11 protein-coding genes are annotated in these 13910 nt (G+C 72.7%); 5 read left to right on the forward strand and 6 right to left on the reverse strand.

What is annotated here, in order from left to right:
- Positions 1 to 9 precede the first annotated feature (9 nt).
- The 3 genes from ACFV9H_RS17940 to ACFV9H_RS17950 form a co-directional block, all read right to left on the reverse strand.
- Positions 10 to 720, reverse strand: a complete 711-nt coding sequence (locus tag ACFV9H_RS17940; protein WP_385398909.1) for a L,D-transpeptidase family protein — start codon at positions 718 to 720, stop codon at positions 10 to 12.
- A gap of 114 nt (positions 721 to 834) precedes the next feature.
- Positions 835 to 1620: a collagen binding domain-containing protein gene (locus tag ACFV9H_RS17945; RefSeq protein ID WP_385398911.1), complete on the reverse strand. Its 786-nt coding sequence runs from the start codon at positions 1618 to 1620 to the stop codon at positions 835 to 837.
- A 121-nt stretch (positions 1621 to 1741) separates the two neighbouring features.
- Positions 1742 to 2962, reverse strand: a complete 1221-nt coding sequence (locus ACFV9H_RS17950; protein WP_385398962.1) for an Ig-like domain-containing protein — start codon at positions 2960 to 2962, stop codon at positions 1742 to 1744.
- A gap of 182 nt (positions 2963 to 3144) precedes the next feature.
- On the opposite strand from ACFV9H_RS17950, the gene glgX reads away from it, so the two are divergent.
- On the forward strand, positions 3145 to 5466 hold the full coding sequence (glgX, locus tag ACFV9H_RS17955) for a glycogen debranching protein GlgX (protein ID WP_385398914.1): 2322 nt from the start codon (positions 3145 to 3147) through the stop codon (positions 5464 to 5466).
- An 83-nt stretch (positions 5467 to 5549) separates the two neighbouring features.
- Positions 5550 to 6272: a CDP-alcohol phosphatidyltransferase family protein gene (locus tag ACFV9H_RS17960; protein ID WP_385398917.1), complete on the forward strand. Its 723-nt coding sequence runs from the start codon at positions 5550 to 5552 to the stop codon at positions 6270 to 6272.
- Here the strand turns inward: ACFV9H_RS17960 and ACFV9H_RS17965 are convergent.
- Positions 6253 to 6753, reverse strand: coding sequence for an adenylyltransferase/cytidyltransferase family protein (locus ACFV9H_RS17965; RefSeq protein WP_385398919.1), 501 nt, complete (start codon positions 6751 to 6753; stop codon positions 6253 to 6255). The genes ACFV9H_RS17960 and ACFV9H_RS17965 overlap by 20 nt on opposite strands.
- A gap of 170 nt (positions 6754 to 6923) precedes the next feature.
- Here ACFV9H_RS17965 and ACFV9H_RS17970 point away from each other — a divergent pair, with 170 nt between their 5' ends.
- The 3 genes from ACFV9H_RS17970 to ACFV9H_RS17980 are packed head-to-tail and all read left to right on the forward strand — an operon-like array spanning position 6924 to position 11091.
- Positions 6924 to 8129, forward strand: a complete 1206-nt coding sequence (locus ACFV9H_RS17970) for a glycosyltransferase (RefSeq protein WP_385398964.1) — start codon at positions 6924 to 6926, stop codon at positions 8127 to 8129.
- Positions 8126 to 9880, forward strand: a complete 1755-nt coding sequence (locus tag ACFV9H_RS17975) for a lipopolysaccharide biosynthesis protein (protein WP_385398921.1) — start codon at positions 8126 to 8128, stop codon at positions 9878 to 9880. The genes ACFV9H_RS17970 and ACFV9H_RS17975 overlap by 4 nt, the downstream gene beginning before the upstream one ends.
- Positions 9877 to 11091 (forward strand): hypothetical protein, encoded by a 1215-nt coding sequence (locus tag ACFV9H_RS17980; RefSeq protein ID WP_385398924.1) that lies wholly within the window; start codon positions 9877 to 9879, stop codon positions 11089 to 11091. The genes ACFV9H_RS17975 and ACFV9H_RS17980 overlap by 4 nt, the downstream gene beginning before the upstream one ends.
- 4 nt (positions 11092 to 11095) lie before the next feature.
- Here the strand turns inward: ACFV9H_RS17980 and ACFV9H_RS17985 are convergent, their stop codons facing one another.
- Both ACFV9H_RS17985 and ACFV9H_RS17990 read right to left on the reverse strand, forming a co-directional pair.
- Positions 11096 to 12346: a Gfo/Idh/MocA family protein gene (locus tag ACFV9H_RS17985; RefSeq protein ID WP_385398926.1), complete on the reverse strand. Its 1251-nt coding sequence runs from the start codon at positions 12344 to 12346 to the stop codon at positions 11096 to 11098.
- A gap of 34 nt (positions 12347 to 12380) precedes the next feature.
- The gene (locus ACFV9H_RS17990; protein ID WP_385398928.1) at positions 12381 to 13892 is read right to left on the reverse strand and encodes a hypothetical protein; all 1512 of its coding nucleotides are present in this window, start codon (positions 13890 to 13892) and stop codon (positions 12381 to 12383) included.
- Positions 13893 to 13910 lie beyond the last annotated feature (18 nt).

Genomic DNA, 13910 nt, shown 5'->3' on the forward strand with positions numbered 1-13910 from the left:
GCCGGGGGGTCAGTCGTCGGTGCCCGGTTTGGTGCCCCAGATGTAGACGGCGTCGCCCTCGGTGAGCAGGTCCCACAGTCGCTCGGCGTCCGGGTCCGAGAGGTTGACGCAGCCGCCGGAGCCGCCGTGGGCGTAGAGGTAGTCGCCGCGGGCGTGGATGGCCTGCCCTCCGTCGAAGAACTGGGCGTACGGCATGGGGGCGTTGTCGTACAAAGTGGACTTGTGGTCCTTGCTGCGCCAGTAGATCTCGTGCCAGCCGCGGCGGGTCTCGTCATCGTCCCGGCCGGTGCGGATGGGCACGACGGGGAAGACGATCCGGCTGTCGCGCTGCACCCAGAGCAGCTGCCGGTCCAGGTCGACGCAGGTCACCCGGTAGTCGCGGACGGGACAGTCGCCGTCCGCGTTGGGGTTCGGGCGGGCCGCCACGACGAGCATCGTGCGGTACGTGTCCACGCCCGCGTAGCCGTCCGCCGGGTCGATCCCGTTCTTCCACTGGAAGGAGCGGATGGCGAGGCAGTCCGCCACCGACTGCGTCCCGTCGACCGGCCGGCGCAGATGGGCCTCCAGCTCCCGCTGGTAGGGGCCGGTGGTCGACCAGCACGCGGTCGCCGGCTCCGGGTCCCGGGCCGCCGCCGACGCGGGGATCGCGCCCGCGAGGGCGAGTACGGCGGCGAGAGCGGCCGCGCGGGCTGCCACTGCTGTCGTCCGACCTGCGGCCATCCGAGCCTCCTCGGGCCCGCCGGCCGGGCCTTCCTGCCTCCCAGCCAACCCGGCCGGGCGGGGGGAGGGCGCCCGGAGCTGGGCCGGCGGGGTGAACGCGGTCACTCCACCGGGTCAGCGGGCCCGTCTGTCGGGGAGCTTGCCGTAGTAGTCGCGCCCGTGCCGGTGCGTGACGACGAGCCGGCGGCCCGGGGTCCCGCCGTCCAGGCGCATGGGGCCCGTCACCGGCCGATCCGGCAGGACGTATCCCTCGGGGCCGTCCCGTTCGACCCGGTAGTACGAGCCGTCGGAGAGCCCCTCGAAGTCGCAGACGCCGTCACCGTCGGACGCGCGGCCGGCGCCGCCGGTCTGCTGGTCGGCATGGAGGCCGTGGTCCTGGAGCCCCTTGGTCCCGTTGGTCTCCTTCCAGACCTCGAACACCACGCCCCGCAGCGGCCGGCCGGTCTTGGCGTCCTGGTTCCGGATCCGGATCGCGCCGCGGTGCACCGCGCCCGATCTGCGCTGCGGGACGTTGAGGACGATGCCCTGCGGGACGTCGTCCTGCTCCAGGTCGAAGGGGGTGACCGGGTCCGCGGGCGGCGCGTAGCCGGTGGCGGCGGCGGTCTGCCGCCAGTAGTACGTCTCCCCCACCGGAGGGTTGGCCGTGCACAGGCCGTTGGAGTCGGTCACGCAGCCGCTGCCGCGCAACCGGTCGGCGCCCTCGCCGGCCGTCTGCAGCCCGGGCCGGCCGTTGGCCTCCCGCCAGAGCTCGAACCGGGCGCCGCGCAGGGGCGCGCCGGTGTCCACGTCCGTCTGCCGCAGCACCACCCGGGCCGTGTCGGCCGGCGGCGCCGCGGCGATTACCGCGACGGCGGCGAGTGCGAGCGACCACGCCCTTGCCCTTGCTGTCCTGCCTGCCATGACACTCCGTCCGTGGGACCGGGTCGATCCGCCGTGCCCAGGCTGCGCGGAGCCTCGTACGCGAGTGCGGGAGGACACTCGTCCGCTACGGCATTCCGATCACACGAATCATCCGTGCGGCTCAGGCGATGGCGGAGCCGGCCACCCAGTCGGCCCAGGACATGTTCCAGCCGCCCAGGCCGTTGTCCGGGGCCACCGTCTTGTCCTGCGAGTTCACGACCTCCACCACGTCCCCGACCAGCGTCCGGTCGAAGAACCAGCCCGCCGGGGTGTCCGAGCCGCCGCCCCTGTCGTCGCGCAGGCCCACGCAGCCGTGGCTCATGTTGCTGGAGCCGAAGGTGTCGGGGCTGAGCCAGTAGTTCCCGTGCAGGAAGGTCCCGGAGGAGGTGAGCCGCATGGCGTGCGGCACGTCGGGGATGTCGTACTCGCCGCCGAAGCCGACGGTCTGGCCGTTCATGCGGGTGACGTCGAACATCTCCATCACCACCATCTTCCCGTTGTAGGTGGTGGTCTTGGGCGCTCCTGCGCTGATCGGCACGGTGGAGAGCAGCTCCCCGCCCCGGCGCACCTCCATGGTGTGCGCGGCCGCGTCCACCGTGGAGATCTGGGAGCGGCCCACGGTGAAGGTGACCGTCTTGTCCTGGATGCCGTACGAGCCGGGCGCGCCCTCGATGTCGCGCAGGTTCAGCTTCACGGTGACCCGGGTGCCGGGCTTCCAGTACTCCTTGGGCCGGAAGTCGAGCCGTTCCTTGCCGAACCAGTGGCCCACGACCTCCACCGCCGGTTCGGAGGTGACGGTGATGGCCCGTTCCACGTCCACCTTGCGCTCGATGGCGCGGTTGAAGTTGAAGGAGACGATCATGCCGGTGCCCACGGTGGAGCGGTTCTCGGGCTTGAAGTAGCCGATGAACCGTTCCTCGGGGACGTAGGTGGTGAAGGTGGTGTGCCGGGCCTGGCGCCGGTCGTGCCCGTCGAGGGCGACGGCGTCCACGGTGTACTTGGCCGCGAGCGCGAGCCGGCCGGCCGCCGGGTCGGGGCTCCAGCTGAGCCCGTCCTCGGCGATGGCGCCGGGGACCTGCTCCTGCTGCGCGTCCTCCACCTTGGTGACCACGACCCGTTCCAGCCGGCCCTCGGGCACGGTGACCATGAGCCGCTGGTCGGCCGGGACCTCCTTGGCGTTGTCCTCGGGGGTGATGCGGATGGCCTCGTCCGGCGAGCGGGGTTTGCCCGGGAGGGCGATCTCGACCGGGGACCGGCCGTCCTCGGTGCATCCGGTCAGGCCGCCGAGCAGGCCCGCCCATGCCGCCACGGCGGCCAAGCCCGCCCCTGCCCGCCTCGTCAGAAGTGTCACGATCCCTCCAACGACGGGGCCCCTCCGGGGGAAACGTGAGCGCGGTCGACGTTCCGGGCACATCAAGCCGGGCAGAACAGTGTGAAGGACCAGACGGGGGCGGGCCCGGGCCGGGACGCCGGGGCCGCATTTCCCCTGCCCCCGCCGGTACCGAGGAGCCGTGGAGGCGGGCAGTGTCGAGCGCAGCCGAGCAAGAGGCGGTGGAAGCCGCCGTCGTGGACGCCGTACCAGCGGTGCGGAGCGGCCTCGCCGCGCCCGTACCGCAGGTCGGCGGCCCACCGGAGAACCATCCGAACGGCCAGGTCAGGGGCCAGGTGTCAAGGGCGTCCGCGCGCCCGGGGCCACCGGTGTGGCCGGGGTCCTCGCATCCCCTGGGGGCCCGGTTCCACCACGGGCCGGACGGCACGGCGGGGACCAATTTCGCGCTGTGGGCGCAGGGCGCGGAGGCGGTGGAGGTGTGCCTGTTCGACGCGGAGGGAGCGGAGACCCGGTGCGCGCTGACCGAGCTCACGCACGAGATCTGGCACGGCTTCGTGCCCGGCGTGCGCCCCGGACAGCGGTACGGGTTCCGGGTGCACGGCCGCTGGGACCCGTGGACGGGCGCCCGGTACAACCCGGCGAAGCTGCTCCTCGATCCGTACGCGCGGGCCGTGGACGGTGACTTCGTCCTGCCGCCGGAGGTGTACGGGCACGTCCGCGACTGGCCGCAGCAGTACATCGCGGACACCGTGCGCGACGACCGGGACTCGGCGCCGTTCGTGCCCAAGGGGGTGGTGGTCCACGATGACGACGACTGGGCGGACGACGTCCGGCCGAAGACCCCCTGGGCCGATTCGGTGATCTACGAGCTGCACGTGCGCGGCTTCACGATGCGCCATCCGGGTGTTCCCGAGGAGCTGCGCGGCACGTACGCGGGGCTCGCCCATCCGGCGGCGGTCGAGCACCTGACGCGGCTCGGCGTGACGGCCGTGGAACTGCTGCCTGTGCACCAGTTCGCGCACGAGGACCACCTGCTGCGGCGGAACCTGCGCAACTACTGGGGCTACAACTCGATCGGCTACTTCGCCCCGCACGCGGGCTACTCCTCCAGCGGGACGGCCGGCCAGCAGGTCGGGGAGTTCAAGCGGATGGTGCGGGCCCTGCACGCGGCCGGGATCGAGGTCATCCTCGACGTGGTCTACAACCACACGGCGGAGGCGGGCGAGCTGGGTCCGACGCTGTCGCTGCGCGGGATCGACAACCGGGGCTACTACCGGCTCCAGTCGGACCAGCGGCGCTACGCCGACTACACGGGCTGCGGGAACACCCTGCACGCGGGCCGGCCGCACGTGCTGCGCCTGATCACGGACTCCCTGCGCTACTGGGTCACCGAAATGGGGGTGGACGGCTTCCGCTTCGACCTGGCGGCGGCGCTGGCCCGCTCGATGCACGACGTGGACATGCTGTCCCCGTTCCTGGCGGTGATCGCCCAGGACCCGGTGCTGCGGCGGGTCAAGCTGATCGCCGAGCCGTGGGACGTGGGCTCGGGCGGCTACCAGGTGGGGGCGTTCCCGCCGCTGTGGACGGAGTGGAACGACCGCTACCGGGACGCCGTACGGGACTTCTGGCGGGGTGCGCTGCCCGACGTACGGGATCTGGGGTACCGGCTGTCGGGGTCGAGCGACCTGTACGCGTGGGGCGGGCGGCGGCCGTACGCCTCGGTCAACTTCATCACCGCGCACGACGGTTTCACCCTGCGCGACCTGGTGTCGTACGAGCGCAAGCACAACGAGGCGAACGGGGAGGCGGGCCGGGACGGGACCAACGACAACCGCTCGTGGAACTGCGGGGTGGAGGGGGAGCCCCCCGAGGGCGTCGACCCGCGGATCGGCGCCCTGCGCCGGCGGCAGCTGCGCAATCTGCTGACCACCCTCCTCCTGTCCACGGGGGTGCCGATGCTGGTGGCGGGGGACGAGTTCGGGCGCACCCAGGGCGGCAACAACAACGCGTACTGCCAGGACAACGAGACGGGCTGGGTGGACTGGTCGCTGCTGTCCGATCCCGCCTGGCAGTCGCTCTTCGCCCTGACCTCCCGGCTGATCTCACTGCGTCACGCCCATCCGGTGCTGCGGCGGCGGGCGTTCTTCTCGGGGCGGCCGCAGGGCGCCGACGGACTGCGGGACCTGGCCTGGTTCACCCCGGCGGGCGTGGAGATGACGGAGCGGGACTGGTACGCGCCGGCCGCCGCGCTGGGCATGTACCTGTCGGGGCGGGACATCCCGGGCCGTGACGAGCGGGGCCGGCAGGTCACGGACGACAGCTTCCTGGTGTTACTGCACACCGGGGACCGGCCATTGGCCTGGGTGCTGCCGGGAGCGCCGTGGGCCCGGTCGTACGAGGTCGTCCTGGACACCTCCCGGGAGGACCAGGCCGCTCCCCCGGCCACCCGGCACCGGGGCGGGGAGACGGTGACGGTCCCGGCCCGCGCGGTGCTGTTGCTGCGGGTGGTGAACTGACGGCGCCCACTGTGGGCTCGGGCATTCCCGCCGACCACCCCCTGCGATGATGTGTTCGACATCGTCACCTAGGGGGTTGCCGGATGGGCAGAGTCGGAACCGCGCTGCGAGAGCTGCGCGGGGCGCAGAAGTCGGCGAAGGGGGTGTCGCTCTACTCCCGGTTCGTCAACCGGCCCGTCGGGCGGTACCTGGCGGCCGGGTCGTACGCGCTCGGGCTCACGCCGAACCAGGTGACGCTGATCAGCGCCGCCCTCAGTTTCGCCGCCGCGGCCCTGGTCGCCGTGGTCGCGCCGTCGTGGGTGTTGGGGCTCGCCGTCTGGGCCCTCCTCGCCCTCGGGTTCGCCTTCGACTCCGCCGACGGCCAACTGGCACGGCTGCGTGGGGGCGGCAGCGCCGCGGGCGAGTGGCTCGACCACGTCGTGGACTGCGCGAAGCTCACCGCTCTGCACAGCTGCGTACTGATCGCCTTCCACCGCTTCCCCGAGGCGTACGGGACCGGCTCGGACGGCTGGCTGCTGGTGCCGCTGGGCTTCCAGCTCGCCGCGGTGGTCACGTACTTCGGCGGGCTGTTGACCGAGAAGCTCAAGCCCAAGCCGGCTCCGGGCAGCCCCGCCGAGGCGCCGTCGACCCTGCGCGCGGTGGCGTTGCTGCCCGTGGACTACGGGGTGTTCTGCCTGGTCTTCCTGCCGCTGGGCGGCGGGGGGCTGTTCGCCCGCGCCTACGCGGCCTTCGGCGCGGTCGCCGCGTTGTTCCTGGCGGCGTTCCTCGTGAAGTGGTTCCGGGAGCTCAGCGCAGTTCGGCGGTGAGCTGGCCCGGGCCGGCGGGGGCTTCGGCCAGCGCGTCCAGAGCCCGGCGCAGCTGGGTGCTGGACGTGTGCACCGTGTACGGGAAGTAGACGACGTCGACGCCGTGGGCGGCGAAGTCCCGTTCCAGCTTGTCGCCCTTGGGGGTGCCCCTCCAGTCGTCTCCCTTGAAGATGACGTCGAAGCGGACCTGCTTCCAGGTCTCCACCTTGTCCGGCACGGTCTCGACGAACGCGGCGTCCACGTACTTCACGCTGCGGACGATCTCCAGCCGCTCGACGAGCGGGATCATCGGCCGCCGTCCCTTGGCGAGTTCGGCCATCTCGTCGGACACCACTCCGGCCACCAGGTAGTCACACTGGCTCCGGGCGTGCCGAAGGATGTTGAGATGTCCTATGTGGAATAGATCGTAGGCACCCGGCGCGTAACCGACCCGGTAGGGCCTCGTGTTGTCTCGCCGCGCGGGCTCGCCAAAGTCCGACATGTCCCGCTCCGTCATCTGTTACCCCCTGGGCCGCACCCCCCGGTGCGACCGATTAGCCGACAATAGCGTGCACGTTCCGTACCGCGCGGATGAACGAATAGGGTGGCCTGCGCATCATCCAGGGGTGGAAGGGACGTTCAGTGTCGAGATCCGGTAACCGGCGCCTGCTGCTGGTTTCCACGAATTACGCTCCCGAGCACGCGGGGATTGGGCCGTACGCCACCCAGATCGCGGAGCACTGGGCGGATCTCGGCCACGAGACGCACGTGCTGGCGGGCATGCCGCACTATCCGGCGTGGTCGATCGAGCCGGAGTACAAGGGGGCGCTCCAGCGCACGGAACGGCGCGCGGGGGTCACCGTGCACCGGCGTGCACACACCGTGCCGCCGCGTCAGACCGCCGTGAAGCGGGCCCTGTTCGAAGGATCGATTCTGCTGCACGGCGCCGTGGCCCCGCCCCGGATGCCGAAGCCGGACGCGGTCCTCGCCCAGATGCCCAGCCTGGCCGGCGGGGTGCTCGCGGCCCGGCTCGCGGCGAAGTGGAAGGTCCCCTACATTCCGGTCGTCCAGGACCTGATGGGCGCGGCCGCCGCGCAGAGCGGGATCAGCGGCGGCGACAAGGCGGCCGCCCTCGCGAGCCGTGCCGAGGCGTACGCCCTCAAGCGGGCCGCGCTCGTCGGCGTCATCCACGAGACCTTCGTGGACCGGGTCGTCGGCATGGGCGTGGACCGGGACAAGATCCGCCTGGTCCCCAACTGGTCCCACGTGGCGCAGCCCACCAAGCCGCGCGCCGAGACCCGCCGGCACCTGGGCTGGGCCCCCGGCCAGACCGTCGTCCTGCACTCCGGGAACATGGGGCTCAAGCAGGGGCTCGAAGTCCTCGTGGGCGCCGCCCGCCTGGATCCGGACGTGCGTTTCGTCCTGATGGGCGACGGCAGCCAGCGCTCGGCCCTGGCCGAACTCGCCGCCGACGTCCCCAACCTCGACATCCTCCCCCCTGCCGCCGACGACGAGTTCCCCGATATCCTCGCGGCGGCGGACGTGCTCGCGGTCACGCAGCACGCCGCCGTACTGGACATGAGCGTGCCGTCGAAACTCACCTCCTACTTCCAGGCCGGCCGACCCGTAGTCGCCTCCGTGGCGGCCGAGGGCGGGACGGCCCAGGAAGTGGAACGCTCGGGCGCGGGGGTGCTCGTGCCGCCGGAGGATCCCGGGGCCCTGCTGAAGGCCGTACGGATCCTCGCCGAGGACCCCGACGGTGCGGACGCACTGGGAGCGGCCGGACCGCGCCACGTGGCGGCCCACCTGAGCCGCGAAGCGGGCCTGGCCCGGATCGACGCACTGATAGACGAAGCACTTGGGGGTCCCCGGCCGTGATCGAGACGAACCGCCCTGCAGCGGCCCCGGCCGAGGACGAACCCGACCTCCTCCGGGATCAGTTCCGACAGCTCCTGCGCTACCGCCGGCTCATCGGCGCCGGCATCGGGATCGGACTGCTGGGCGGCGTCTACCTCGGTGTCTCCACGGCCGACACCTACGTCGCGACCGCCGACGTGGTGCTGCGCGCGCCCACCGACGACCCGTTCAACCCGAGCCTCGCGCCCGACAAGGCGATCAACATCGGCTCGGAGCGCCAGGTCGCGCTCAGCTCCTCCATAGCCAACGAGGCGGCGAAGAAGCTCGGCGTCTCCGCCTCCGGTTTCGCCTCCCTGCGCAGCGGCCTGCAGGTGACCAACCCGCCGCAGACGATGGTGCTCCGCTTCACCTACACCGCGTCCTCCCCGAAGGAGGCCGCCAAGCGGGCCAACGCGATGACGGAGGCGTACCTGCTCAAGCGGCAGGAGTCCCTCGACGCCACCCGCGACAAGATGGTCACGGGCTACCAGGAGCAGCGCGACCCGGTCGCCAAGCAGCTCGACGAGCTCGTCAAGCAGATCAACGCGATGCCGGCGGGTCCCGCGCGCGACGCGGCCTACTCGTCCAAGACCGACCTGCAGAGCAAGGTCAACACGCTCAACAGCAACATCACCAAGCTCCAGGCCCTCGACATGACCCCGGGCCGGGTCACCAGCGCCGCGACCGCGCCGCCCGGGGCCGACGGCCCCGGCATCGTGATGTCGCTCGCCCTCGGCGCGGCCGTGGGCCTCGCGCTCGGTCTGCTGGCCGCCTGGGTCCGGCTCGTCTTCGACCCGGCGCCGCGCTCCGAGGGCGACGTGGCCCGGGCCCTGCGCGCCCCCGTACTCGGCTACCTGCCCCGGGACAAGACGGGCGGCGGGCCGATCCTCGCGGCCGGCGAGGCCGATCCACGGCTCGCCGAGGAGTACCGCTCCGTGGCGTTCCGACTCGCCTACGACTCCCGCTTCGCCGACCGGCGCCGCCTTCTCGTCGTCGCCCCGCGGGGCAGCAGCGAGATCGCCGCCGCGGTGTCCGTGAACCTCGCCGCCTCCTTCGCGGAGACCGGCAAGGACGTGCTGCTCATCGAGGCCGACCTGCGCACCCCGGTGCTGGCCAGCCAGCTGCCCACCGACGCGGGCGGCCGGCCGCGCTGGAGCCGGGCGCCGGGCGGCCAGGCCGCCGGGCAGCCGCCCGCGCAGCACGGGGACACCGAGTGGCCCGACGGTCGCCAGCTGGTCGTGGACGCGGGCGAGTCCGGCGCCTTCGACCTGATTCCGGGCCAGCGGGTCCGCAACGTCGCCCGCTCGCTGACCTCCTCGCGCGCCACCCGGCTGATCTCCGAGGCCGACTCCCCCAACTCCACCGTCGTCGTGCTCGCGCCGCCCGTGCTCTCCTACGCCGACGCCCTCGCCCTCGTGGACCGCGTCGACGGCGTCCTGGTCGTCTGCGACCCGCGCGCGGTGCACCGCACCGACCTGTCCCGGATCCGCGAGCTCATCAGCGGCGCCGGCGGCACCGTGCTGGGCGCGGTCCTGCACGCGCCGCTGCCCGACGAGAAGCGCGGCCGGGGCAAGGCCCGCGAAGGGGCCGCCGCCGCCGAACCTCCCGCGCCCGCCGCCTCGCGGCCGCAGCCCCAGCCGCTCGCCTACGAGGTCGACGAGCCGGAACAGCACATCCCCGGCGACGGTACGGACACGGTCGCCCTGCGCACCGTCCGCCCGGGCCGGCGGTGAGCCGGCGCGGCCTCGCGGCGGTCGCGTCGGTCCTGGACCAGGCAGCCTCCAGCGCCACGAACATCCTGGTGCTGGTCCTGGCCGCCCGGCTTTCCTCGGCGGCCGCCTTCGCCGACTTCTCGATGGTGTACGTGACCTTCAGCGTGCTCCTCGGACTGAACATGGCCTACGTCGGCCAGAGCCTCGTCCTGGAGAAGGGCGAAGGGCTCGGCGCCCACTGCCGCTCCGCCGCCGGCTTCACCGGGGCCGCGTCGGCCGCCGCCGGTGCGGTGCTCGTGGCCGTGGGCCTCGCGCTGCCCGGGGCCACCGGGCGGGCCTTCCTCGCGCTGGGCCTCGTACTGCCGCTGGTGCTCATGCAGGACGGGCTGCGGTACTGCTTCTCCGCGCTGCGCACGCCCGAGCGGGCGCTGGCCGCCGACGCCCTGCGGCTGGTGTGCGTGGTCGCGGCGCTGGGCGCCCAGCCCGAAGGGGCCTCGGCGGGGCGGCTGGTGCTGGTGTGGGGCGTCTCGGCGCTGCCGGCGCTGACGCTCGGCCTGTACCTGCTGCGGCCGTACGTACGCGGCTTCCGCGCGGACCTGCGCCCGTACCTGCGGCGGGGTCACCTGGGGCAGCGGTTCGTGGTCGAGTTCGCGGTGGGCAACGGCTCCAGCCAGCTCGCCGTCCTGGGCCTGGGCGTCTTCGCGACCCCCCTCGCCGTCGGTGCGCTCCGGGGCGCGACCACCCTCTTCGGGCCGCTGAACGTGCTGTTCAACTCCGCGAACGCCTTCGCCCCGCCGGTCCTCGGGCGGCTGCGCGGCAAGCGGGCCACCGTCCGGGCGACGGCCCTGCTCGGCCTGGTCCTGGCCGCGGTCGGCGCGGGCTGGGGGGCGGTGCTGTACGCGCTTCCCGACCGGCTGGGCCGCGGGTTGCTCGGCGACACCTGGTCGGCGGCGTCCGCGCTGCTGCCCGCCACCGGGGCGCAGTACGCCGTCATGGGCCTCGGTACCTGTGCGTTGCTGACCCTGCGCGTGCTCGCCCCGAAGGCCACGCTGTCGTTGCAGGTGGTCTACTCCCTGCTCGCGGTGGGACTGCTGTTGGGCGGCTACGCGTTGTGGGGCGTGGCGGGCGCCGCGTGGGGCCTGGCGGGCGGTTCGGCGGCGAAGGCGACCGCCGGCTGGCTGCGCGTGGCCCGCCTCCGCGCCCCCGAGCCCGCCCCCGCCCCCGCCGCCTAGGCGGCTATACGGTCTCGACGGTGCCCGCGAGCCGGGCGCGTTCGGCGGCCAGTACCGTCAGGTGGCTGATCAGGGACTCCCGCGGTCCGGACTTCACCAGGTCCCGGTCGCCGGTGGCGACGGCGGCGACGAAGGCGCCCATCAGCCCGGCGTCGCCGCCCCCGTGGCCGCCGGCGGCGTCCATCGACCCGTCGCCGGCGAGGTCGATCCGCTCCTCGGTGCGCGTCAGGAAGTCGTAGAGGCTCAGCTGCCTGCCGTCGCCGCGCAGTTCGCCGCGGGTGCCGAAGACGCGGGTCTGGCGGTCCGCCGATTCGGTGAACGCGGTCATGGTGAAGGTGGCGGTGGCTCCGGAGGCGAACTCCATGGCCACCACCTGGTGGTCGACCACGTCGTTGTCGCAGGCGTACACGCACCGCCCGTACGGCCCCTCCCGCAGGGCCGTCTCCAGGGCCTGCGGGGCGAACTCGTCGACGACCACGCCCAGCGGCCAGCCGCGCTCGCCGCGCGCGAGCCGCTCCCCGTACTCGCGTTTGGCGGAGTACGCGCAGCTCGTCTCCACCGCGCAGTCCAGGCAGCGGTCGGCGGCGCCGGCCAGCCTGTTCTCGGGCCGGAAGTGCGAGAGGCGCCCGAAGCTGGAGACGCGTACCGGCGGTTGCCCGAGCACGTACTGCAGCCAGTCCAGGTCGTGGCAGGACTTGGCCATCAGCATGGAGGTGGCCTCGTCCTCGCGCCGCCAGTTGCCCCGGACGAACGAGTGGGCCTGGTGCCAGAAGCCGACCGGTTCCAGGTGCTGGACGCTGACGATCTCCCCGAGCCGGCCGGAGTCCAGGACGCGCTTCAGCGCCTGCGTGTAGGGCGTGTAGCGCAGGACGTGGCCGACCGCGAGGGTCACCCCGGCCTCCTCCACCGCCGCCACGATCCGCCGGCACTCCTCCTCGGTGAGCGCCATCGGCTTCTCCAGCATGACGTGGTAGCCGAGCGCGGCGAAGGCCAGGGCCGGTTCCAGGTGGTCCCGGTCCAGGGTGCAGATGAGGACCGCGTCCGCGATCCGGCCCCGGGCCGCCAGCTCCCACCAGTCCGCCACCGCCGCCCAGGCGTCCAGGCCGTGGTCGGCCGCGAACCGGTCCCGCCGGACCGTGCGCGGCTCGGCCACCGCGACGACCCGGGCCCGGTCCGGATGGGCCAGTGCCCAGCGCGCGTGACCGGTGCCCCGGTCACCGGCGCCGACGACCGCGAGGGTGACAACGGAGGACATCCGACCCACTTTCCGTCGATTGTTATGCGGTTGGTCAGCGCAGTGTGGTGGCCCGGTCCTGACGGTACGTGGCCACGAGCGCGAGGCACAGGCCCGCGATCGCGACCCGCCCGGACGCCTGGAGCAGCGGCCCGCGCAGCAGGATGAAGGAGTATCCGGCGACCAGCGGGACCACCACGGAGATCAGGCTGCCCGGTGGGGAGCGCCGGGTGGCGCGCTTCGCGTAGCGGCGGTCCACCCGGGCCGAGGCGTAGCCGATGCCGAGCAGGCCGGCGCCCATGCCCAGCGGGCCGAAGTCGAGCCAGAGTTCGGCCCAGATCGGGGACGAGAGGTTGGTGTTGACCGTGCCCATCCACTGGCCGACCATCACGCCGGTGTCGCGCGGCTTGCCGGGCCACATCGAGCGCGGCACCGCGAAGAAGATCGATCCCGCGAGCTGGCGGCCGTAGGAATGGCCGGGACCGGAGTTCGAGAAGGTGATGGTGTTCGCGAACATGCCGATCTGGTCGTAGTCCTTGAGCGCCATCGGCTCCAGGAAGGACGTGGTCTCGACCGGCTTGTAGTTCTTCTCGTCGTAGCGGAAGCGGTCCGCGAACGGGAAGAGGAGCAGGGCGACGATCACCGCCATCGACAGCGCCACCCGGTACATGGCGGCGCTCACCGGGAAGACGGTGAACAGCAGCGCGAACATGACCGTCAGGAACCAGTAGCGCGGGTTCGAGATCGGGTTGTTGACCACCAGGTTGAGGACGGCGAGCGCCGACCAGGTGACGATGATCGACACCTTGCGGCGGGCGAACTTCGAGGTGATCAGCCAACGCGTGTACAGCAGCAGCGAGAGCAGCGCCGGTACGGTGCCGAAGCCGCGCAGCAGCGCCTGCCCGGCCTGGCCGTCGCCGTCGGAGATGCCCGCCTCCTCGATGCCCGCGATGATCTCCTGACGGCTGGAGAAGAAGACGGCCGGGCCGCCCAGCTTCATGACGAAGACGGCGCTACACAGGAACGAGATCGCGGTGAGCGCTTGGAGGCGCCGCCGGTGGGCCATCACCGGCCGCGACTTCTTCTGGGAGCCGCCCGCGCGGCCGGCCGGCCTGTGACGGGCCAGCAGGGCGCCGACGTCGAAGGCGAGACAGCCGAGCAGGACCAGCCCGATGGCGACGGTGAGGTCGGAACGCGGACCGACGACCGGTGTCGGGACGCGGCCGAGGACCGCCTGGGCGAGCGGGGCCACGCCCATGGCCATGTAGACGAAGAGCCAGAAGGAGCCCTGGAGCAGCTTGCGGCGGTTCGTGAGCACCATCGCTGAGAGCCGGCCGCCCGCGTACATGGTGAGCAGGAGCTGGAGCCAGAAGGCAGCGTCGCGCTGGCCGTCACCGGTCTGGACGGCGACGAACAGCGGCAGGAAGACGGTGAATCCGAGGGCGAGCGGGACGGACAGCGCGCGCGAGAGCAGGGTGCGCGGGGTGGTGACCCTGCCCCACTGCCTCTCGTCCTCGGCGTCCGACGGCGCGGGTGCGACGGAGGGCTTGCGTATGTCCGTTGCCACTACCGCCCCCACCCCATG

The organism is Streptomyces sp. NPDC059874, from assembly GCF_042731135.1.
Classification (GTDB): domain Bacteria; phylum Actinomycetota; class Actinomycetes; order Streptomycetales; family Streptomycetaceae; genus Streptomyces.

Bases quoted from the DNA above. Each gene is read 5' to 3' on its own strand.
- ACFV9H_RS17940 (WP_385398909.1), bottom strand. From the start codon at position 720: ATGGCCGCAGGTCGGACGACAGCAGTGGCAGCCCGCGCGGCCGCTCTC.
- ACFV9H_RS17945 (WP_385398911.1), bottom strand. From the start codon at position 1,620: ATGGCAGGCAGGACAGCAAGGGCAAGGGCGTGGTCGCTCGCACTCGCC.
- ACFV9H_RS17960 (WP_385398917.1), top strand. From the start codon at position 5,550: ATGGGCAGAGTCGGAACCGCGCTGCGAGAGCTGCGCGGGGCGCAGAAG.
- ACFV9H_RS17965 (WP_385398919.1), bottom strand. From the start codon at position 6,753: ATGTCGGACTTTGGCGAGCCCGCGCGGCGAGACAACACGAGGCCCTAC.
- ACFV9H_RS17985 (WP_385398926.1), bottom strand. From the start codon at position 12,346: ATGTCCTCCGTTGTCACCCTCGCGGTCGTCGGCGCCGGTGACCGGGGC.